Here is a 19,225-nt window from a genome sequence, read left to right as displayed (position 1 = left end):
CCGGCTACCCGTCGTCGCCTTGGTGAGCCACTACCTCACCAACAAGCTGATAGGCCGCGGGCTCATCCTTCACCGCCGGAGCTTTTAACCCCCACAGATGCCTGTAGGAGTGTTATCCGGTATTAGACCCCGTTTCCAGGGCTTGTCCCAGAGTGAAGGGCAGATTGCCCACGTGTTACTCACCCGTTCGCCACTAATCCCCACCGAAGTGGTTCATCGTTCGACTTGCATGTGTTAAGCACGCCGCCAGCGTTCGTCCTGAGCCAGGATCAAACTCTCCGTGAATGTTTACCGGTAATCCGGTGGAACACCACGAGAGCGGAACCAGAGGGAGGAATAATCCCTCGGTTCACAGCGTCCTCGCTGTGCGCCTGCCCCAGAAGGGACAGGACTTTTTCAAAGGAACCTCGCCCCGACCGATCGGCCGGAGACGGGGTATCAACATATCTGGCGTTGATTTTTGGCACGCTGTTGAGTTCTCAAGGAACGGACGCTTCCTTTGTACTCACCCTCTCGGGCTTTCCTCCGGGCGCTTCCCTTCGGTCTTGCGTTTCCGACTCTATCAGACCGTTTCCGTATCCGATTTCCTCGGTGCTTTCCAGGTTTTCGCTTTCGCGTTTCCCTTTCCGGCGAGTCCGACTCTATCAGAACCTTTCGGGCCTGACTCCCAGTCAGCGGGGTTTGTCCTCGCGGCTGTTGGGCCGTTCCGACGAGTGAGACATTAGCGGATTCGCGGCTCCCGAGCTAATCGGGGTGGCGCTCTTTCGAACGCGGAATCCTCATTTCGCAAACACGCATGAAAACGAGGCGACGACGAGTCGTCGATCGTTGGATGCTGGTGCGGAATGGCTGTCCGGGGACCGACCGGAGTCGACGCTCACGTCGGACAACTCGGAGAACACTACGGATGGGCCCGGGTCGTGTCAACCGAGGTCCGGACGGGCCCTCCGAGGCGTACGCTGACGTGCATGACTACACGTACGTGCGCCCAGCAGTGGTGGGCCGCCTGACGGCGGCCGTACACACGTATGTACTCAACGGCCGCCGCCTCGGCGGCCGTTTCTCGTTGCCCCTCCTGGGGAGCCGGCCGGCGGACGCGGCGGCCTCGACCAGGAGGTTGTGAGATGACGCGGATCTTCAGTGGGGTCAAGCCGACCGGGCATCTGACGCTGGGGAACTATCTGGGCGCCGTGCGCCGCTGGGCCGAGGTCGACCAGCACCGGGCCGAGGCCCTGTTCTGCATCGTCGACCTGCACGCGCTGACCGTGGACCACGATGCGGGGCGCGTCCGCAGGCTCACCCGGCAGGCGGCCAGCTTGTTGCTGGCCTCGGGACTCGATCCCGAGCTGTGCACCGTCTTCGTACAGAGTCATGTGGACGAGCACGCGCGGTTGTCGTACGTGCTGGAGTGCGTCGCGACCGATGGCGAGATGCGGCGCATGATCCAGTACAAGGAGAAGGCGGCCCAGGAGAGGAAACGCGGCGGGAGCGTGCGGCTGTCACTGCTGACGTATCCCGTGCTCATGGCGGCCGACATCCTGGCGTACGGGAGCGACGAGGTGCCGGTCGGGGACGACCAGACGCAGCACGTCGAGCTGACCCGGGATCTGGCGATGCGGTTCAACCAGCGCTACGGGCACACGTTCACGGTCCCTCGGGCCACCCGGCCGCAGGTCGCGGCGCGCGTCATGAACCTTCAGGAGCCGACGTCGAAGATGGGGAAGAGCGATGACGTCGGACCCGGTGTCGTCTATCTGCTCGACGAGCCGGACGCCGTACGGAAGAAGATCATGCGCGCGGTGACGGACAGCGGGCAGGACGTCGCCTACGACCCGGAGACCCGGCCCGGGGTCTCGAATCTGCTGGAGATCCTCGCCGCGTGCGAGGGCGGCGACCCCGAAGTCCTGAGCGGCGGGTACGCGTCGTACGGGGCGTTGAAGAAGGACACCGCCGACGCGGTGGTCGAACTCCTCAGGCCCGTGCAGGAGCGGCACAAGGAGTTGTGCGCGGATCCCGCCCATGTGGAGGGGGTGTTGCGGGAGGGCGCGCGGCGGGCCAGGGAGATGGCCCGGCCGACGGTGGATTCGGCGTACGAGGCCATCGGGCTGCTGGCGCCCTCGGCCGGATAGCCGGACCGGCGGTCGTCCTCGGCTCCCGGTCGGACCCCGGCGCCGAGGACGGCTCGGTGCCGGGGGCCTGTCGGAGCGGGGCGGGTGTCAGCCGTTTCCGGAGGCGAGTTCGCGGCTGCGGTCGCGGGCCGCTTCCAGTGCCGCGATGAGTGCGGCGCGTACGCCGTGGTTCTCGAGTTCGCGGATGGCGTTGATCGTGGTGCCCGCGGGAGAGGTGACGTTCTCGCGGAGCTTCACCGGGTGCTCGCCGCTGTCGCGGAGCATCACGGCTGCGCCGATCGCGGACTGGACGATCAGGTCGTGCGCCTTGTCGCGGGGCAGGCCGAGCAGGATGCCCGCGTCCGTCATGGCCTCGACGAGGTAGAAGAAGTACGCGGGACCCGAACCGGACAGGGCGGTGCAGGCGTCCTGCTGCGACTCGGGGACGAGGAGCGTCTTCCCGACCGCGCCGAAGACCTCCTCGGCGTACGCCACGTGCGCGGCCGTGGCGTGGCTGCCGGCCGAGATGACGGACATGGCCTCGTCGACGAGGGCGGGCGTGTTCGTCATGACGCGGACGACGGGGGTGCCGGGGGCCAGGCGCTCCTCGAAGAAGGAGGTCGGGATGCCCGCCGCGCCGCTGATGATCAGCCGGTCGGCGGGGATGTGCGGGGCGAGTTCGTCGAGGAGGGCGCCCATGTCCTGCGGTTTGACCGTGAGGATCAGGGTGTCGGCGGTCTTCGCCGCTTCCGCGTTGCCGACCGGGGTGACGCCGTGGCGTTCCTGGAGTTCCCTGGCCCGCTCCGGGCGGCGGGCGGTGACCAGGAGGTCGGTGGGGGCCCAGCCGGCTCGGATCATTCCGCTGAGCAGGGCTTCGCCGATCTTGCCGGTGCCGAGGACTGCGACTTTCTGAGGCATGGTTGCGGGTGCCCTCCGGGGGTTGAGTCGTCCGCGTTCATCCTCCCACCGGGTGCACGGGGGCGGGTGGGATGTCCGGTGGGCGGACGGCCCCTCGGCCCCTCGGTCCGTCCGCCCGTTCGGACACGCCCTAGGGAGTCCTGCGCCGCAGGGTCGCCGCTCCGAGTCCCAGGACCAGTAGCGCGCTCCCGGCGACGATCAGCGCGTCGCGTACGAAGGTCGCGGTCATGTCGGTGTGGTGGAGGACCTCGTTCATGGCGTCGACGGCGTACGACATCGGCAGGACGTCGGAGATGGCCTCCAGGACGGGGTGCATGTTCGAGCGCGGGGTGAACAGGCCGCACAGGAGGAGCTGCGGGAAGATCACCGCCGGCATGAACTGGACGGCCTGGAACTCGGAGGCGGCGAACGCCGAGACGAAGAGGCCGAGGGCCGTTCCGAGCAGGGCGTCGAGGAGGGCGACCAGCAGGAGCAGCCAGGGGGAGCCCGTGACATCCAGGCCGAGGAACCCGACCGCGAGTCCGGTGGCCAGGGTGGACTGGACGATGGCGATCGCGCCGAAGGCGAGGGCGTATCCGGCGATCAGGTCGCCCTTGCCCAGGGGCATGGCGAGGAGGCGTTCGAGGGTGCCGGAGGTGCGCTCGCGCAGGGTCGCGATCGAGGTGACCAGGAACATCGTGATCATCGGGAAGATCCCGAGGAGGGACGCGCCGATGGAGTCGAAGGTGCCCGGGCTGCCGTCGAAGACGTAGCGGAGCAGGACCAGCATCACGCAGGGGACGAGGATCATCAGCGCGATGGTGCGCGGGTCGTGCCGCAGTTGGCGCAGGGCGCGGGCCGCGGTGGCCGTGGTGCGGGAGAGGTTGAGCGCGCTCGGGCGGGACGCCGGTGCGGGTTCCTCCGGGGTGCCGGGGCCCGTGGGGGCGGGGTGCGGGGTGGGGCTCGTGGCCGCGGTGGAACTCATCGGACGGTCTCCTCGCGGGAGTCGGGGCCGGTGGCCGGGGACTGCGCGGCCGGGGACTTCTCGGTCGTGGTCGGCGCGGGTTCGCGCGCGGCGGCGACCGCCTCGTCGACGAGGTGGAGGAAGGCGGCTTCGACGGTGTCCGAGCCGGTCCGTTCGCGGAGGGCGTCGGGGGTGTCGTCGGCGAGGAGTCCGCCCTCGCGCATCAGGAGGAGCCGGTGGCAGCGCTCGGCCTCGTCCATGACGTGGGAGGAGATGAGGAGGGTCGTGCCGCGTTCCTCCGCGATGGAGTGGAAGAGGTTCCACAGGTCGCGGCGCAGGACGGGGTCGAGGCCGACGGTCGGTTCGTCGAGGACGAGGAGTTCCGGGGCGCCGAGGAGGGCGACGGCGAGGGAGACGCGGCTGCGCTGGCCGCCCGAGAGGTTGCCGGCGAGGGAGTCGGCGTGGGAGGCGAGGTCGACGTCGTCGATGACGCGGGTGACGTCCTGGTGACGGCGTTCGGCGGCGGCCCGGCCCGGGTCGAGGATCGCGGCGAAGTAGGCGAGGTTCTGGCGGACACTCAGGTCGTCGTAGACGGAGGGCGCCTGGGTGACGTAGCCGATGCGGGAGCGGAGTGCGGCGTCGCCGGCGGGGCGGCCGAGGACTTCGAGGGTGCCGCCGACCTTGGCCTGGGTGCCGACCGTCGCGCGCATCAGGGTGGATTTGCCGCAGCCGGAGGGGCCGAGCAGGCCGGTGATCTGGCCGCGCGGGACGGTGAAGTCGAGACCGTGCAGGACGGTGCGGGTGCCGCGGACGACCGTGAGGCCTTCGGCGCGGACGGCGGGCGGGGAAAGAGGCACGGGGGTTCCTGTGGGGTGGGGCGGACGCGGACAAAAATCATCGCGTGATGAATATTCCTCTCGTGAGGTGCGCCGGTCAAGGGCGTTGCGGTCGGTCGTGCCGTCCGTCGTACGGCCGGTCGTGCGGCCGGCCCGGCGATCGGCCTTGCGGTTCTCGCCCTGCGGGCGGGCGGCGGGTGGCGCGGGCGTGCGCGGTCGGCCTCGCGGTCCTCGCCCTCGGGCGTGCGCGATCGGCCTCGCGGTTCTCGCCCTGCGGGCGGGCGCCGGGCGGCGCGGGCGTGCGTCGGCGCACGTCAGCGTGCGTCGGCGCGAACGGACGGAGATCGTCCGCGGCGTCGCCGAACCGCGCGCTCCCGCGTTCGCGTGACAGCGGCCCGGAGGGGCTGCGCGATCAACGGGCTTACCTGACAATGGATTTCACTGTGCGAAACGGCTCCGTGCCGGGTCGCCGGGTCCGCCGTGCCCTCCCCCGGCACGGCACCCACGCATCTCCCGCTGTCGACCGGAGGTGCTGTCGTGTTGCGCAAAGCCGATCTGTTCGCGTCCCTCGTCGTCTTTCTGGTGGCGCTCCCCCTGTGTGTCGGGGTCGCCATGGCGTCCGGTGTGCCCGCCGAGCTGGGGCTGGTGACCGGCATCGTCGGTGGGCTGGTCGCCGGGGCGCTGCCCGGAAGCAGTCTGCAGGTGAGCGGGCCCGCGGCCGGGCTGACCGTCCTGGTGTACGAGGCCGTGCAGTCGTACGGGGTCCAGGCGCTGGGCGTGCTGGTGCTCGGCGCCGGTCTCGTGCAGCTCGGGCTCGGGGTGCTGCGGCTCGGCCGGTGGTTCCGGGCCGTGTCCGTGGCCGTCGTGCACGGGATGCTCGCCGGGATCGGACTCGTCCTGATCGCCGGTCAGGTGTACGCGATGGCCGACGCGGCCGCGCCCTCCGGCGGGCTCGGGAAGATCGCCGGTCTGGTGTCGCTGGCCGGTGCCGCCGATCCCGTGGCGCTGGCCGTCGGGGGCGCCACCGTCGCCGTACTGCTGCTGTGGCCGCGCTGGCGGCGGGGTGCGCGGATGGTGCCGGCGCCGCTCCTCGCGGTGGGGCTCGCCTCGGCCGTGACCGGGGTCTTCGATCTCGCCGTGCGACGCGTCGAGGTCCAGGGGCTGTTCGACGCCGTGCGGACGCCGTCGGTCGATGATCTGGGCCGGCTCTCGGACGTGGGGGTGATCGGGACCGTGCTGGCGTTCGCGCTGATCGCCTCCGCGGAGTCGCTCTTCAGCGCGGCGGCGGTGGACCGGCTGCACCGGGGACCGCGCACCGACTACGACCGCGAGCTCATCGCGCAGGGCGCCGGGAACACCGTGTGCGGGATCCTCGGGGCGCTGCCCATGACCGCCGTGATCGTGCGGAGCGCGGCCAACGTGCACGCCGGGGCGCAGACCAAGGCGTCGCGGGTGCTGCACGGGGTGTGGCTGCTGCTCTTCACGGCCGTGGTGCCCGCGGTGCTCGGGCTGATCCCGGTGGCGGCGCTCGCGGCGCTGCTGGTGCACGCGGGGTGCAAGCTCGTGCCGGTGCGGGAGCTGCGGACGCTGTGGCGCGGGCATCGCGGTGAGGTGGTCGTCCTCGCGGTGACCGCGGTGGCGATCGTGGTCGGGAACCTGTTCGAGGGGGTGCTGGTCGGGCTCGCGCTCGCCGTGGCCAAGACCGCCTGGGACATCAGTCATGTGCACGTGGAGACCGAGGACCGGGGGGCCGCGGGAATGGTCGTACGGGTCGTCGGCAACGCCACCTTCCTGCGGCTGCCGAAGCTGCTGGACGCCTTGGAGGCGTTGCCGCACGACCGGGTCGTACGGCTGGAGCTGGGCGGACTGCGGCACGTGGACCACGCGTGTGCGGCGGCCCTCGACGCGTGGGCCGCCGGGCGGGGTCACGAGCGGATCGCCACCAGCAGCTCCACGACGTAGGCCTCCTCCACGAACCCCTCCGGGAAGGCCTGGAGGAGGTGGTTCCGTTCCTCGGCGAAGAACGTGCTGGTGGCTTCCTCGCCGAGGACCAGGAACTGCGAGTGGCTGCCGATGTTGGCGAGGCGGGTGTCCACCGGGACGCGCCGGCTCCAGCGGACCTGGCGGTGGGCGAAGGAGAGGGTGCCGGTGGGGTCGGCGGCCAGGGAGTGGGCGGGGCGGGTGGAGGCGGGGCTCTTCTCCGCCTTCCGGTCCTTCTCGTCCAGGCCGAGGAAGCGCTCGGCTCTGCGGGCCGCCGCCTCGATCCACGGGACGGTCGGGTCCTCGGTGTTCCACCACAGAGCCAGTGCGCCGCCGGGGCGCAGGACGCGCAGCGCCTCCGGAACCGAGCGGCTCGGTTCGGTCCAGTGCCAGGACTGGGCGTAGGTGAGGAAGTCCATGGAGGCGGCGGCGAGGGGCAGGGCGTCGCCGCTGCCCCGCACGATCGGGAGACCGGGGTGCACGCGTCGGAACTCCGCGGCCATGCCGGGGCCGGGCTCCACGGCGAGGACGTCCGCGCCGCGGCCGTGCAGGAGGCCGGTCGAGATGCCGGTGCCCGCCCCTACGTCGGCGGCCTTGGCGCCGCTCAGGGACCGGCCCGCGAGTGCCTCGACGGCGTCGAAGAGGGCGGGCGGGTACGAGGGGCGGTTGGCGGCGTACTGGGCCGCGGCGGCGTTGAAGGAGTGGGCGCGCTCGGTGTGCGGGGAGGGCGTCATGGGGGCATGATCGCGGGTTCGTGCGGGGCCGGGGTAGGGGTTTTTTGCGGCGCCCTGGGTTCGCGGTGTCGGCCCGTGGGGGGGGCGGGCCGTGGGAGGGCGGGCCCTTGAGGGGGGCGGGCCGTGCGCCGGCGCTCTCGCTGGTGTTCGCGGGGCGGTCCGGTGGGGGGTCGGGGCCGCGCCGGTACATCCGCCCGCATCCGAACGGATCTCAGCGGGGTCGAGCGGTGCGGGTGGGTGTCGATCCGTCCGGCCTGCGGGCATTTGATGTACCGGCACGTCCCCTCCCGTGCGTCGCCGACTGCGGGTGCGGCGTGGGGGCCGTGCCGGATCCGGCGTCTCCGGGCGTCGCCGGGCGCCGGTGCGGCGTGGGGGACGGTCCCGGTCCTGGCGCCGGGTCCCGGGCGGGGGTGTGGTCAGGTGCGGCGGCGCTTCTTTGCGGGGTTGCCTGCGCGGCGCGTGGTGCGGCGGAGGTATTGCTCCCTGGCCGTCTCGTACTCCTCGCGGTGGAGCTTCTCGCCCGGGGCCTCGGACAGGGAGCGGAAGAAGTAGGCGAGGAGGGAGCCTACGAAGCCGATGGTGAGGAGGCCGCGCAGCTTGGCCTGGCGCTCGGGGTCGGGGCGCTTGGAGAAGGACTCCCAGGTGTGGCCGAACGCGAGCGCGGTGCACACCGCGAACATCACGACGACCAGCACCATCACGAGCGTGCCCACGTCCGCGATGGCCAGGCCCTGGTAGGCGAAGCGGAGCACGAAGCAGGCGGCCACCGCGGCGGCGAGGGAGCCGACGGCCACGCCGATCCTTCGGCCGGTGTAGCCGCCGTCGTGCTCCACCCAGGTCGTCCCGAAGAAGCGCAGGGGCTCGGGCCGGGGGCCCGCGGGGGTGCCGGATCCGGTCCCCTCGCTGGTGCCGGTGCCCTTGGCGGGGCTGGTTCCCGTGCTGGTCTTTTCACTCACACGACGATTATCGCCCCGGTCACGGCTCCGGCGGCCGAGGTGTCCGTCAGGAGCACTTCGGGGCGACGTAGCCGTCGGTGCCCGTCTGGACGTACGCGTCCGACACGAACTGGCCGTTCGAGATGTTGTCCCAGATCGAGCTCGTGCCGTAGGGGCCGGCGACGGACTCCCCGGGGCACTGGCAGTAGATCGGGACCCGCGAACCCGCGGCGAGGGTGCGGACGATGCTGAAGTGGGTCCCGGGGCCGCTTCGGACGTTGACGTTGTGACCCGGTGCGAGCGGGTACGTACGGAGCGCCTGCGCGGCCAGCGGCTCGGCTTCCGCGGCGTCCGGCGCGTCCTTGACGGCTGTCTCTTCCGTGGCCATTTCGATCTCCCCCATTGTTTGGTTCGCGCCACATTCATGACGCGCGCAGAGGCTAGCAAGCCGCCGGGGTTTCGCACGAAGGATCGACTAGGCTCTGCGCGTCGCGCATGCGGTCGAACCCACGGGGGTGAGTGATGCCGCCACAGCGCAGCACTGGTACGGAATCGGAAGCGGAACATCCGCGCTACGCCGGCCAGTATCTGCTGGAGTCCAGACTCGGCTCCGGTGGCATGGGAATCGTGCATCTGGCGCGGTCCGCCTCCGGGTTGCGGCTGGCCGTCAAGGTCGTACACGCCGAGTTCTCCCAAGACCCCGAGTTCCGGGGGCGGTTCCGTCAGGAGGTCGCGGCCGCGCGCCGGGTCAGCGGTGCGTTCACCGCACCCGTCGTGGACGCCGACCCCGAGGCCGAACGCCCGTGGATGGCAACCCTGTTCATCCCGGGACCGACGCTCGCCGAGCACGTGAAGCGGAACGGGGCCATGTCCACCGCCCGGCTGCGCCATCTGATGGCCGGACTCGCCGAGGCCCTGCGGGACATCCACCGGGCGGGTGTCGTCCATCGTGATCTCAAGCCCAGCAACGTCCTGCTGGCGGATGACGGGCCGAAGGTCATCGACTTCGGCATCTCGCGTCCCTCCGACAGCGAACTCCGCACCGAGACGGGGAAGTTGATCGGCACGCCGCCGTTCATGGCGCCGGAGCAGTTCAGCAGGCCGCGGCATGTCGGGCCGGCCGCGGACGTGTTCGCGCTCGGGTCGGTGATCGTGCACGCGGCCACCGGGAGCGGGCCCTTCGACTCGGACAGTCCGTATCTGGTCGCGTATCAGGTCGTCCACGACGAACCCGACTTGACCGGCGTGCCGGACGAGCTGGTCGAGCTGGTCGGGCGGTGCCTCGCCAAGGAGCCGGAGGACCGGCCCACTCCGGACGAGCTGATGACGGCGCTGCGTTCGGTCTCGGCGTCGTACGACACCCGGGCGTTCATCCCCGAACAGCGCGTCGCCAACGGGGAGTCCGCGCGGCCCGCCCCCCAGGCGCGGCCGGTGGAGCCGGGGCGACGGGAGAGGTCCGAGGACCCGACCCACCTGGCCGGGCGGAAGCGGCCCGGCCGGCGCTGGCGGCTTCCGGCGGCCGCCCTGGCCGTCGCCGCGGCGGCCGTCGGCGTGCTCACCGTCCCCGGTCTGCGCGGTGGCCCGCAGGACCCCGAACCGCGGCAGTCGGCCGCGTCCGCCGCCAAGAGCGCCTTCCGGCCGTGGGAACGCGACCTGAGGGGCTCCGGCACGAAATCGGGCGGACAGCCGCAGTGCGCGTACACGCCGAAGGCGCTGCTCTGCGTCCGGCCGGGTGTCCTGGCGGCCGCTGTCGATCCGGACGACGGCAAGGTGCTGTGGTCGCGGAACGACCCGGGCGACGCGAGCGCGTACAGCACCCCGGCTCCGGTCCTCTCCGGGGGACTCCTGCTGGTCGGCAGCGAGAACGGGCTCCGGCTGACCGCACTGGATCCCGCCACGGGCGCCACGCGCTGGAGCCGTGACGTCTCCCGCTTCACGGGCGGCTTCGTCCCGGTCGCCGGCGTGGTCCTGCTCACCGGCTCCGACTCCAAGGTCACGGCCCTGGACGCCGCCACGGGCAAGGAGAAGTGGCGGCATGCCATCCCGGGGATGACCGTGCCCCAGTTCCACACGTACGGCGACGGGTTGGCCTATGCCGTGGCACCCCCCGCCGGGACGGGCACGCGGGTGGCCGCCGTGGATCCGCGGACCGGGGCCGTGAAGTGGCGGCGCAGCGTCGAGGGGAGGCTGGACCTGGTGGCCGCTCGTGACGGGAACCTGTGGTTCACCACGGTCTCGGTCGACCTGTACACCGACGCTGTCCTGCGCTACGACGTGGCGACCCGCACGCTCCACCGGACCGAGCTGCGCGTCCCGCAGGCGCAGGCGCAGACGGTGCTCCGGGGGGACACCGCCTACCTGCTGGGGAACGACGGTTCGCTGGTCGCCGTGGACACCCGTACCTCGAAGCAGCTCTGGCGAGTGGAGACGTCCGTGACCAAGGCGTCGGCGCCCGTCGTCTCCGGCCACCGTCTCTACCTCAGCGCCGTGGACGGCCGCCTCATCGCGGTGGACACGGACAAGGGCGTCCTGCTCGGACAGACGAAGGCCCGCCTCGACGACCGGCGCGGCTCACTCGTCAGCACGCTCCCCGCCCCGCTCCCGGGCGGCGGCAAGATCTACGCCACCTCCCCCGACGGCACCCTCTTCGCCGTCGACGGGCGGGATCCCTCGGGCTGGTGAGACGGGAAGGGGCCGCCCCGGCGGGGACGGCCCCTTCGCGCAGATTCACCGGCCCGGGCCGGGCGGGCTAGCCCAGCTTCGAGACGTCGCGCACCGCGCCCTTGTCGGCGCTCGTCGCCATCGCGGCGTAGGCGCGCAGGGCGGCGCTGACCTTGCGCTCGCGGTTCGCGGGGGCGTAGACGCCGTTCAGGGCCTCGCGGCGGGTCGCCAACTCCTCGTCGGACACGAGCAGTTCGATCGAGCGGTTGGGGATGTCGATGCGGATGCGGTCGCCGTCCCGGACGAGGGCGATGGTGCCGCCCGACGCGGCCTCCGGGGAGGCGTGGCCGATCGACAGGCCCGAAGTTCCGCCGGAGAAGCGGCCGTCGGTGATCAGGGCGCAGGTCTTGCCGAGGCCGCGGCCCTTGAGGAACGAGGTCGGGTAGAGCATCTCCTGCATACCGGGGCCGCCCTTGGGACCCTCGTAGCGGATGACCACGACGTCGCCGTGCGTGATCTGCTTCTTGAGGATCTTGTCGACTGCCTCGTCCTGCGACTCGCAGACGACCGCCGGGCCCTCGAACGTCCAGATGGACTCGTCGACGCCGGCCGTCTTCACGACGCAGCCGTCGACGGCGAGGTTGCCCTTGAGGACCGCGAGGCCGCCGTCCTTGGAGTAGGCGTGCTCGGCGGAGCGGATGCAGCCGCCCTCGGCGTCCTCGTCGAGCGCCGCCCAGCGCTCGGACTGGGAGAAGGCCTCGGAGGAGCGGACGCCACCCGGGGCCGCGTACCAGAGCTCGATCGCCTCGGGGGACGGGGAGCCGGCGCGCACGTCCCAGGTCTTGAGCCAGTCGGAGAGGGACGGGCTGTGGACGGAGTGCACGTCCTCGTTGAGCAGGCCCGCGCGGTGCAGTTCGCCGAGGAGGGCGGGGATGCCGCCGGCGCGGTGCACGTCCTCCATGTAGTACGTGCGGTCCTTGGCGACGTTCGGGGCGACCTTGGCGAGGCACGGCACGCGGCGCGAGACCTCGTTGATCTCGTCCAGGCCGAACGGGACACCGGCCTCCTGGGCGGCGGCCAGCAGGTGCAGGATCGTGTTGGTGGAGCCGCCCATGGCGATGTCGAGGGCCATGGCGTTCTCGAAGGCCGCGTGGGTGGCGATGTTGCGCGGCAGGACCGACTCGTCGTCCTGGTCGTAGTAGCGGCGCGTGATGTCGACGACCGTGCGGGCCGCGTCCTCGTACAGGCCCTTGCGGGCGGTGTGGGTGGCGAGGACCGAGCCGTTGCCGGGCAGGCTCAGGCCGATGGCCTCGGTCAGGCAGTTCATCGAGTTGGCGGTGAACATGCCGGAACAGGAGCCGCAGGTCGGACAGGCGTTCTCCTCGATACGGAGGATGTCCTCGTCCGAGATCTTGTCGTTCACGGCGTCGGAGATCGCGTCGACCAGGTCGAGCGTGCGGACCGTGCCGTCGACCAGGGTGGCGCGGCCGGACTCCATCGGGCCGCCGGAGACGAAGACCGTCGGGATGTTCAGGCGCAGGGCGGCCATGAGCATGCCGGGCGTGATCTTGTCGCAGTTCGAGATGCAGATCAGGGCGTCGGCGCAGTGCGCCTCGACCATGTACTCCACCGAGTCCGCGATCAGGTCGCGGGAGGGCAGGGAGTACAGCATGCCGCCGTGGCCCATCGCGATGCCGTCGTCGACGGCGATCGTGTTGAACTCGCGGGCGATGCCGCCGGCGGCCGTGATGGCCTCGCTGACGATCCGGCCGACGGGCTGGAGGTGGGTGTGTCCCGGCACGAACTCCGTGAAGGAGTTGGCGACCGCGATGATCGGCTTCCGTCCGATGTCCGCGCCGGGTACACCGGAGGCGCGCATAAGGGCGCGTGCGCCCGCCATGTTGCGGCCGTGGGTGACTGTGCGGGACCTCAGCTCGGGCATCGTCGCTCGCTCCTTCGGAGAGTTAAGACTGAAGTCGAGCGTACGCCGGTGCTCCAGGATCCGGACAGGCCGTCCGCATCCCGGGACATACGTCTCGCTCAGCGGCCGTCCCGGTGGGGCGTCCGCGCAGGTCGGCGGCGTCCGCCGAGGTGAGGTCGCCGTGCCGGACGCCCCACTCGCTCATGGGTTCGTCAGGTGTCCCTGCACCACGGGCGCCACTCTGCCCACGACGCGCTCCAGGTCCGCCGAGGCCAGCGGCTCGACCTTGATGACGTAGCGCAGCATCGCGACCCCGACGAGCTGGGCCGCCGCGAGTTCCGCGCGCAGCTCGGCGTCCGGGACGTCGAGCCCGGCCGCGACGCGGCGCAGGAGCTGGGCGGCGACCAGACGGCGGAAGACGGCGGCCGCGGTGTCGTTGTTCACCGCCGAGCGGACGATCGCGAGCAGCGGGGTACGGCTCGTGGGGTTCTCCCAGATGCCGAGGACGAAGCGGGTCAGGCGTTCGCCGACGCCGTCGAGGGGGCCGTCGACGATCTTCTCGGGTGCGTCCAGCGCGGGGGCGACGGCGATCTCGATGGCCGCCTCGAAGACCTGTTCCTTGGTGCCGAAGTAGTGGTGCACGAGGGCCGGGTCCACGCTGGCGGACTTGGCGATGCCGCGGATCGACGTCTTCTCGTAGCCGCGCTCGGAGAACTCCTCGCGGGCGGCCTCGAGGATGCGGTCGCGGGTGGCGGGGCCCGCCTCGGTCTGGGTACGGGTGGGGCGTCCCCGGCCGCGGCGGGGGGCGGCGTCCGTCATCCGCGGGGGACCTTCACGGCCGAGGCGAGGTGGAGGCGGGTGAAGGCGAGGGCCTCGGCGAGGTCGGCCTCGCGCTCCGCGCTGGACATCGCCCGGCGGGTGTTGACCTCGATGACGACGTGGCCGTCGAAGCCGGAGAGCGCGAGGCGGTCCAGGAGTTCGGCGCAGGGCTGGGTGCCGCGGCCGGGGACCAGGTGTTCGTCCTTGCTGGATCCGTTGCCGTCGGCGAGGTGGACGTGTCCGAGGCGGTCGCCCATGCGGTCGATCATCTGCAGCGCGTCGGTGCGTGCGGTCGCGGTGTGGCTGAGGTCGATCGTGAAGTGGCGGTAGTCGTCCTTCGTCACGTCCCAGTCGGGGGCGTACGCGAGCATCTCGCGGTCGCGGTAGCGCCACGGGTACATGTTCTCGACGGCGAACCGCACGTCCGTCTCGTCGGCCATGCGCCAGATGCCGGTGACGAAGTCACGGGAGTACTGGCGCTGCCAGCGGAACGGGGGGTGGACCACGACGGTGCTCGCGCCGAGCTTCTCGGCGGCGGCCCTGGCGCGCTGGAGCTTGGTCCACGGGTCGGTGGACCAGACCCGCTGGGTGATCAGCAGGCAGGGGGCGTGGACGGCGAGGATCGGCATCCGGTGGTAGTCGCTCAGGCGGCGCAGCGCGTCGATGTCCTGGCTGACGGGGTCGGTCCACACCATGACCTCGACGCCGTCGTAGCCGAGGCGCGCGGCGATCTCGAAGGCCGTCGCCGTCGACTCCGGGTAGACGGACGCCGTGGACAGCGCGACCTTCGCATCCGGGATCCGCACGACTGGTTCTGCCACGAGGGACAGCGTACGGGGTGCCTCCGGCGGTTGGGCGGGGGTCGCGAGCTTGGCCGAGGGGCTCCTGTCCGGCCCCGGCGGGGGTGTCCCGGGACCCCGGTCGGGGGGCGTTCCGGGCTGCCTGCCTGGGACGCTCCGGCGTCCGGCCGGGGGTGGGGGTCGGCACTTGGTGGTGGGTGTGGGGGGCTGGGGGCCGGGTGCGCCTGTGATCGATGCCACGGCCCTGCCGGGCGTTCTGGGGGGCGCTCTGGGGCTGTTGGGGCTTGTGGTGGTGGGGCGGCTTTCCCTGCCGGGGCCGCCCTGGCGCCGTTGGGGCTTGTGATGGTGGGGCGGCTTTCCCTTCCGGGGGGGCGCTCTCTCGCCGTTGGCGCTTGTGTCGGTGGGCGGGCTTCCCTTGCTGGGGGCTGGGCGCGCCGTTCCCCGCGCCCCTTCGGGGCCGTCTGACCCTGGGGCGTTCCCAGGGGCGCTGCGGGTCGGGGCCCGTCGCCGTAGGGGCCGGGGTCTCGGTGGGCTTCCCTTGCTGGGGGCTGGGCGCGCCGTTCCCCGCGCCCCTTTCGGGGCGCCTGGTGTCCCGGCGCCTCCCCCGCCCCTCCCCCTCTACTCCGATGCCATCTGGTCCAGGCGGCGCAGGATGACGCCCTCTCTCAGGGCCCAGGGGCAGATTTCCAGGGTTTCCACGCCGAAGAGGTCCATGGCGGCCTCGGCGACCAGGGCGCCGGCGAGGAGCTGGCCGGAGCGGCCCGGGGAGACGCCCGGCAGTTCGGCGCGTTCGTCGGCCGTCATGGAGGCGAGGCGCGGGACCCAGTCCTCCAGCGAGCGGCGCTTGAGCTCGCGCTGGACGTACAGGCCCTCGGTGGAGCGGGCGGCACCGGCCATCCGGGCGAGCTGCTTGAACGTCTTGGAGGTGGCGACCACGTGGTCCGGGGCGCCGAAGCGGCTGAACTCCCCGACCGTCCGCGCGATCTGGGCCCGCACATGCCGGCGCAGCGCCCGCACGGCCGCCGGGTCCGCGGGGTCGGTGGGCAGCCAGCCCGCGGTGAGCCGGCCGGCGCCGAGCGGCAGCGACACGGCCGCGTCCGGTTCCTCGTCCATGCCGTACGCGATCTCCAGCGAGCCGCCCCCGATGTCGAGGACGAGCAGCTTGCCGGCGGACCAGCCGAACCAGCGCCGGGCCGCCAGGAAGGTGAGCCGTGCCTCCTCGGCGCCGGTGAGGACCTGGAGGTCGACGTCGGTCTCGGCCTTGACCCGGGCGAGAACCTCGTCGGCGTTGCCGGCCTCGCGCACGGCGGACGTGGCGAACGGGAGCAGGGCCTCGACACCCTTGTCCTCGGCGGCCTCCAGGGCGTCCTGGACGGTCTCGATCAGCTTGTCGACGCCTTCGGGGTCGATCGCGCCGTTCTCGTCGAGCAGTTGGGCGAGCCGCAAATCGGCCTTGTGCGAGTGCGCGGGAAGCGGCCGGGCGCCGGGGTGGGCGTCCACCACCAGCAGATGCACCGTGTTCGAACCCACGTCGAGGACACCGAGTCTCATGTACGGAACGCTACTGCCAGCACCGCCGTTCACGTGGGGCGGGGCGAAAGCCCACGTCGAACGGTGACCTGCGGACGGGCACGGGAGCGTCCCCGGAGCGGTCCGAAGCGACTTACCCTGGACGCGTGCCAAAGACGAAAAAGGCGAAGTCAGACAAATCGGCCGCAAGCTCCGCGCAGGTGAAGGCCGCCAAGTCCAGGAAGCCCGAGAAGAGCGACGAGAAGGGGCTGGACTTCGCTCGCGCGTGGGTGGAGTTCCCCGATCCCGCCGACGACGAGCAGGTCTTCCGGTGCGATCTGACCTGGCTGACCTCCCGGTGGAACTGCATCTTCGGGAGCGGCTGCCAGGGCATCCAGGCGGGCCGTGCCGACGACGGCTGCTGCACGCTGGGCGCGCACTTCTCCGACGAGGACGACGAGAAGCGGGTGGCCGAGCACGTGGCCCGGCTCACGCCGGAGATCTGGCAGCACCACGACGTGGGCACGGAGACGGGCTGGGTGTCCAAGGACGAGGACGGCGAACGTCAGACCCGCCCGTACGAGGGCTCCTGCATCTTCCAGAACCGTCCCGGCTTCTCCGGTGGCGCGGGCTGCTCGCTGCACATCCTGGCCGTCAAGGAGGGACGCGAGCCCCTGGAGACCAAGCCGGACGTCTGCTGGCAGCTCCCGGTACGGCGCACGTACGAGTGGATCGACCGGCCCGACGACACCCGGGTGCTCCAGGTCTCCATCGGCGAATACGACCGCCGCGGCTGGGGACCGGGCGGCCACGACCTGCACTGGTGGTGCACGTCGGCGACCTCGGCACACGGCGCCGGCGACCCGGTGTACGTCTCGTACCGTCCGGAGCTGATCGAGCTGATGGGACAGGCGGGATACGACCGCCTGGCGCAGCTCTGCGAGGAGCGGCTGGCCTCGCAGCTCCCGCTGCTGGCCCCGCACCCCGCGGATCCGGTGGACTGAGCGGCCCGGCGCCACGCCCCGTGGGCGCGGGCGCTACTGCGTGCCCGTTCCCGGGTCGCCGCCGTCGCCCGGCGGCGGCGAGGAGGTTCCCGGGTCCGGGGAGGACGTGTCGGTGGCGGTGTCCGTCGGTGTCGGGTCGGTCGGAGTCGGTGACGGGTCCTGGCTGGGGGTGGCGGCGGGCGTGGAACCCGGCCCCGAGGGGGTCGGGGTGCTCGCCGCGGGGTCCGGTTTCCCGCCGGGATGGGACGCGCCCGCCTTGCCGTACCCGGTGATCGTGACCACCGCGCCCGCCGGGGCGATCGCCACCCGCGCGGTCCAGTGGCCCGCCGGTTCGCGGAGGTGGTCGACGTACACCTTGACCGTCAGCGACTCGCCCGGATCGAGGGTTCCCGAGGACTGGCTGAGGTAGAGCCAGGCCGCGCCGGTGCGCGCGGACCAGCGGACCGGCGAGCTGCCGGACGCGGTCAGCTTGACCAGGGTCGTGTCGCCGCTGGTCGCGGCCGCCACCGCCAGATGTCCCGGGGTCGTCCCGCGGGCGCTGACGACCTCGACGGACACGTCCGAGGACCCGCCGCCCGCGGCGGAGCGGGCGCCGGGTCCCGCGCTCGCGTTCCCGGCGTTCTCGTAGCCGCCGGAACGACCGCCGTCCATGCCCTCGGAGTCCTGGGCCTCGCTCGTGCTGGCCGGGCGGCCGTCCACGCCCTCGCCGGCCAGGGGCGCGCCGCGGTAGGCGGCCCAGAGGGCGAGAACGGGTGCGGCGACCACGGTGGCGACGATCGTCGTCGTGACCGCCCGCGCGCGCAGACGGTCTCTTCGGGCGGCGTGGTCCTTGGGGTCCATCGGAAAGCCGCGCCGGTCGAAGCGCGGCGCGCTGCTCCGCGCGCGGGGGGCGTGCGCCATCGCGGTGCACAGGGCCGCCTGCGGGGCCTGGAGCACGGGAAGCGCCGCGGGCGTGACGCTGGTGCCGGGCCAGGCGCCGGGGACCGCGCGTTCGGCGGTGCGGCGGCAGCGCGGGCAGTCGTCGACGTGCCGGACCAGTTCGCCGCGCAGGGTGGTGCTCAGCACGAGCCTGCTGTCGCCGGTGAGCCGGGCGACGCTGGGGCAGGCACCGGTCTCCACGACGGCGAGGGCCGCCCGGGTGCGTTCGACCTCGCAGGCCGCGGAGGCCAGCAGTTCGCGCGCCACGGTCAGGTCCATGCCGAGGACGGCGGCGACCTCGTGGGCGGCGAGCTGGTGGCGCACCGCGAGTTCGAGCGCCTCGCGCTGCTCCGGGGTGGTCCCGGCGGCCTCCGGCCAGGCCAGCAGGTACAGTTCGCGGCGGCGGTGGTCCTGGACCTCCTCGGGCACGGGAGCGGCGCTCAGCACCTCGGCCGCGCGCCGGTCGGCGGCGGCCTTGTGCGCCGCGTCCGGGGCGGCCCCTTCACGGGCCCCGCCCACCGCTCCTTGAGGGGTGCTCCGGCGGGGTGTGTGCCGCCCGGAGGCGTGTGCCGCCTGGCGCTTGCGCCGGGCTTCCGTGAGTTTGCGCAGACAGGACCAACGGGCGAGCGCGTAGAGCCAGGCCCTGCGGTCGCCCGCGGCCTCGGGGCCGCGCGGGCCGCGCCGTTCGGCGAGCGCGAGGGCGTCCCCCAGGGCGGCGGTCGCCGCGTCGTGGTCGCACAGCACGGACAGGCAGTAGGTGAACAGGCCGTCCAGATAGGGCTCGTACCGCGCGGGGGGACGCTGGACCAGGGTGCGGGGGGTCGCGCCCCGGGGCACGGCCGTCCGCTTGCGCGCGGCTCCGTGCGCCCGGTGTGCGCCGGTGGTGTGCGTGGAGGTCTCCGGACTGCTGCTCATCACCCGTGCGACCGTAGGTGCCCGGGGCCGGGCCCTTCCTCCCCCTTGAGCACATTTAATCCGTACGGGTGAAACGATCCCTCATAAGGGGACAGGAACCCCCGACCCCTGGCCTGGGCCGTCACCGGCGGCGATGGCAGTCCATGGCAGATCGGACGGCGCGGGGCCCGGGCGAGGACCGGTCGCGCGGGGGTGGGACGGGGGCACGGGGGCTCGCGGCACGG

At 72.3% G+C, this 19,225-nt stretch carries 15 protein-coding genes and 1 rRNA gene; 4 read left to right on the top strand and 12 right to left on the bottom strand.

All coding sequences use genetic code 11. The annotated features are described in order from the left end of the window. Positions 1–285 (bottom strand): 16S ribosomal RNA (locus ACFRIC_RS14035); the annotation flags it as partial. Positions 286–1,124: 839 nt separating this feature from the next. On the opposite strand from ACFRIC_RS14035, the gene trpS reads away from it, so the two are divergent. Next, positions 1,125–2,129: a tryptophan--tRNA ligase gene (gene trpS / locus ACFRIC_RS14030; RefSeq protein WP_382784210.1), complete on the top strand. Its 1,005-nt coding sequence runs from the start codon at positions 1,125–1,127 to the stop codon at positions 2,127–2,129. Positions 2,130–2,216: 87 nt separating this feature from the next. Here trpS and proC read toward each other — a convergent pair whose 3' ends face one another. The 3 genes from proC to ACFRIC_RS14015 all read right to left on the bottom strand — a co-directional run bounded on the left by proC (position 2,217) and on the right by ACFRIC_RS14015 (position 4,826). Then, positions 2,217–3,026 (bottom strand): pyrroline-5-carboxylate reductase, encoded by an 810-nt coding sequence (proC, locus tag ACFRIC_RS14025; RefSeq protein WP_382784207.1) that lies wholly within the window; start codon positions 3,024–3,026, stop codon positions 2,217–2,219. A gap of 130 nt (positions 3,027–3,156) precedes the next feature. Further along, positions 3,157–3,990 carry an ABC transporter permease gene (locus tag ACFRIC_RS14020; RefSeq protein ID WP_382784204.1) on the bottom strand — a complete coding sequence of 278 codons (834 nt, stop codon included), beginning with the start codon at positions 3,988–3,990 and terminating at the stop codon, positions 3,157–3,159. Further along, positions 3,987–4,826: an ABC transporter ATP-binding protein gene (locus tag ACFRIC_RS14015; RefSeq protein ID WP_382784201.1), complete on the bottom strand. Its 840-nt coding sequence runs from the start codon at positions 4,824–4,826 to the stop codon at positions 3,987–3,989. Before ACFRIC_RS14015 ends, ACFRIC_RS14020 begins: the two co-directional genes overlap by 4 nt. A gap of 519 nt (positions 4,827–5,345) precedes the next feature. Here ACFRIC_RS14015 and ACFRIC_RS14010 point away from each other — a divergent pair. Continuing rightward, positions 5,346–6,767 (top strand): SulP family inorganic anion transporter, encoded by a 1,422-nt coding sequence (locus ACFRIC_RS14010; protein WP_382784277.1) that lies wholly within the window; start codon positions 5,346–5,348, stop codon positions 6,765–6,767. Here ACFRIC_RS14010 and ACFRIC_RS14005 read toward each other — a convergent pair. The 3 genes from ACFRIC_RS14005 to ACFRIC_RS13995 all read right to left on the bottom strand — a co-directional run bounded on the left by ACFRIC_RS14005 (position 6,731) and on the right by ACFRIC_RS13995 (position 8,842). Further along, positions 6,731–7,519 (bottom strand): class I SAM-dependent methyltransferase, encoded by a 789-nt coding sequence (locus tag ACFRIC_RS14005; protein WP_382784198.1) that lies wholly within the window; start codon positions 7,517–7,519, stop codon positions 6,731–6,733. The two genes, ACFRIC_RS14010 and ACFRIC_RS14005, sit on opposite strands and share 37 nt — an antisense overlap. A 416-nt stretch (positions 7,520–7,935) precedes the next feature. After that, positions 7,936–8,475 (bottom strand): EamA/RhaT family transporter, encoded by a 540-nt coding sequence (locus tag ACFRIC_RS14000; RefSeq protein ID WP_382784195.1) that lies wholly within the window; start codon positions 8,473–8,475, stop codon positions 7,936–7,938. A gap of 46 nt (positions 8,476–8,521) precedes the next feature. Further along, positions 8,522–8,842 (bottom strand): peptidase, encoded by a 321-nt coding sequence (locus ACFRIC_RS13995; protein ID WP_382784192.1) that lies wholly within the window; start codon positions 8,840–8,842, stop codon positions 8,522–8,524. Between the two features lie 134 nt (positions 8,843–8,976). Between ACFRIC_RS13995 and ACFRIC_RS13990 the strand changes: the two genes are divergently transcribed. Further along, complete coding sequence (locus tag ACFRIC_RS13990; RefSeq protein ID WP_382784189.1) at positions 8,977–11,136, top strand: PQQ-binding-like beta-propeller repeat protein; 2,160 nt, start codon at positions 8,977–8,979, stop codon at positions 11,134–11,136. A gap of 67 nt (positions 11,137–11,203) precedes the next feature. Here ACFRIC_RS13990 and ilvD read toward each other — a convergent pair whose 3' ends face one another. The 4 genes from ilvD to ACFRIC_RS13970 all read right to left on the bottom strand — a co-directional run bounded on the left by ilvD (position 11,204) and on the right by ACFRIC_RS13970 (position 16,206). Beyond that, positions 11,204–13,057, bottom strand: a complete 1,854-nt coding sequence (ilvD, locus tag ACFRIC_RS13985; protein WP_382784187.1) for a dihydroxy-acid dehydratase — start codon at positions 13,055–13,057, stop codon at positions 11,204–11,206. 180 nt (positions 13,058–13,237) lie between these two features. Next, on the bottom strand, positions 13,238–13,855 hold the full coding sequence (locus tag ACFRIC_RS13980; protein WP_382784184.1) for a TetR family transcriptional regulator: 618 nt from the start codon (positions 13,853–13,855) through the stop codon (positions 13,238–13,240). Then, entirely contained in the window at positions 13,852–14,676 is an 825-nt protein-coding gene (locus tag ACFRIC_RS13975) for a sugar phosphate isomerase/epimerase family protein (protein ID WP_382784181.1), read from the bottom strand. The genes ACFRIC_RS13980 and ACFRIC_RS13975 overlap by 4 nt, the downstream gene beginning before the upstream one ends. Positions 14,677–15,273: 597 nt before the next feature. Next, complete coding sequence (locus ACFRIC_RS13970; protein ID WP_382784178.1) at positions 15,274–16,206, bottom strand: Ppx/GppA family phosphatase; 933 nt, start codon at positions 16,204–16,206, stop codon at positions 15,274–15,276. A gap of 125 nt (positions 16,207–16,331) precedes the next feature. Here ACFRIC_RS13970 and ACFRIC_RS13965 point away from each other — a divergent pair, with 125 nt between their 5' ends. Next, on the top strand, positions 16,332–17,168 hold the full coding sequence (locus ACFRIC_RS13965; RefSeq protein WP_382784175.1) for a hypothetical protein: 837 nt from the start codon (positions 16,332–16,334) through the stop codon (positions 17,166–17,168). 33 nt (positions 17,169–17,201) lie between these two features. Here ACFRIC_RS13965 and ACFRIC_RS13960 read toward each other — a convergent pair whose 3' ends face one another. Next, positions 17,202–19,001 (bottom strand): hypothetical protein, encoded by a 1,800-nt coding sequence (locus tag ACFRIC_RS13960; protein WP_382784171.1) that lies wholly within the window; start codon positions 18,999–19,001, stop codon positions 17,202–17,204. Positions 19,002–19,225 lie beyond the last annotated feature (224 nt).

Source organism: Streptomyces sp. NPDC056738 (genome assembly GCF_042790435.1).
GTDB lineage: Bacteria > Actinomycetota > Actinomycetes > Streptomycetales > Streptomycetaceae > Streptomyces.
This window is presented reverse-complemented; position numbering and strand designations above follow the sequence as displayed.

Excerpts from the sequence above, each read along its gene's own strand:
- ACFRIC_RS13970 (WP_382784178.1), bottom strand. The coding sequence starts at position 16,206 with ATGAGACTCGGTGTCCTCGACGTGGGTTCGAACACGGTGCATCTGCTG.
- ACFRIC_RS13990 (WP_382784189.1), top strand. The coding sequence starts at position 8,977 with ATGCCGCCACAGCGCAGCACTGGTACGGAATCGGAAGCGGAACATCCG.
- ACFRIC_RS14005 (WP_382784198.1), bottom strand. The coding sequence starts at position 7,519 with ATGACGCCCTCCCCGCACACCGAGCGCGCCCACTCCTTCAACGCCGCC.
- trpS (WP_382784210.1), top strand. The coding sequence starts at position 1,125 with ATGACGCGGATCTTCAGTGGGGTCAAGCCGACCGGGCATCTGACGCTG.
- ACFRIC_RS13980 (WP_382784184.1), bottom strand. The coding sequence starts at position 13,855 with ATGACGGACGCCGCCCCCCGCCGCGGCCGGGGACGCCCCACCCGTACC.
- ilvD (WP_382784187.1), bottom strand. The coding sequence starts at position 13,057 with ATGCCCGAGCTGAGGTCCCGCACAGTCACCCACGGCCGCAACATGGCG.
- ACFRIC_RS14020 (WP_382784204.1), bottom strand. The coding sequence starts at position 3,990 with ATGAGTTCCACCGCGGCCACGAGCCCCACCCCGCACCCCGCCCCCACG.
- ACFRIC_RS13960 (WP_382784171.1), bottom strand. The coding sequence starts at position 19,001 with ATGAGCAGCAGTCCGGAGACCTCCACGCACACCACCGGCGCACACCGG.
- ACFRIC_RS13995 (WP_382784192.1), bottom strand. The coding sequence starts at position 8,842 with ATGGCCACGGAAGAGACAGCCGTCAAGGACGCGCCGGACGCCGCGGAA.
- proC (WP_382784207.1), bottom strand. The coding sequence starts at position 3,026 with ATGCCTCAGAAAGTCGCAGTCCTCGGCACCGGCAAGATCGGCGAAGCC.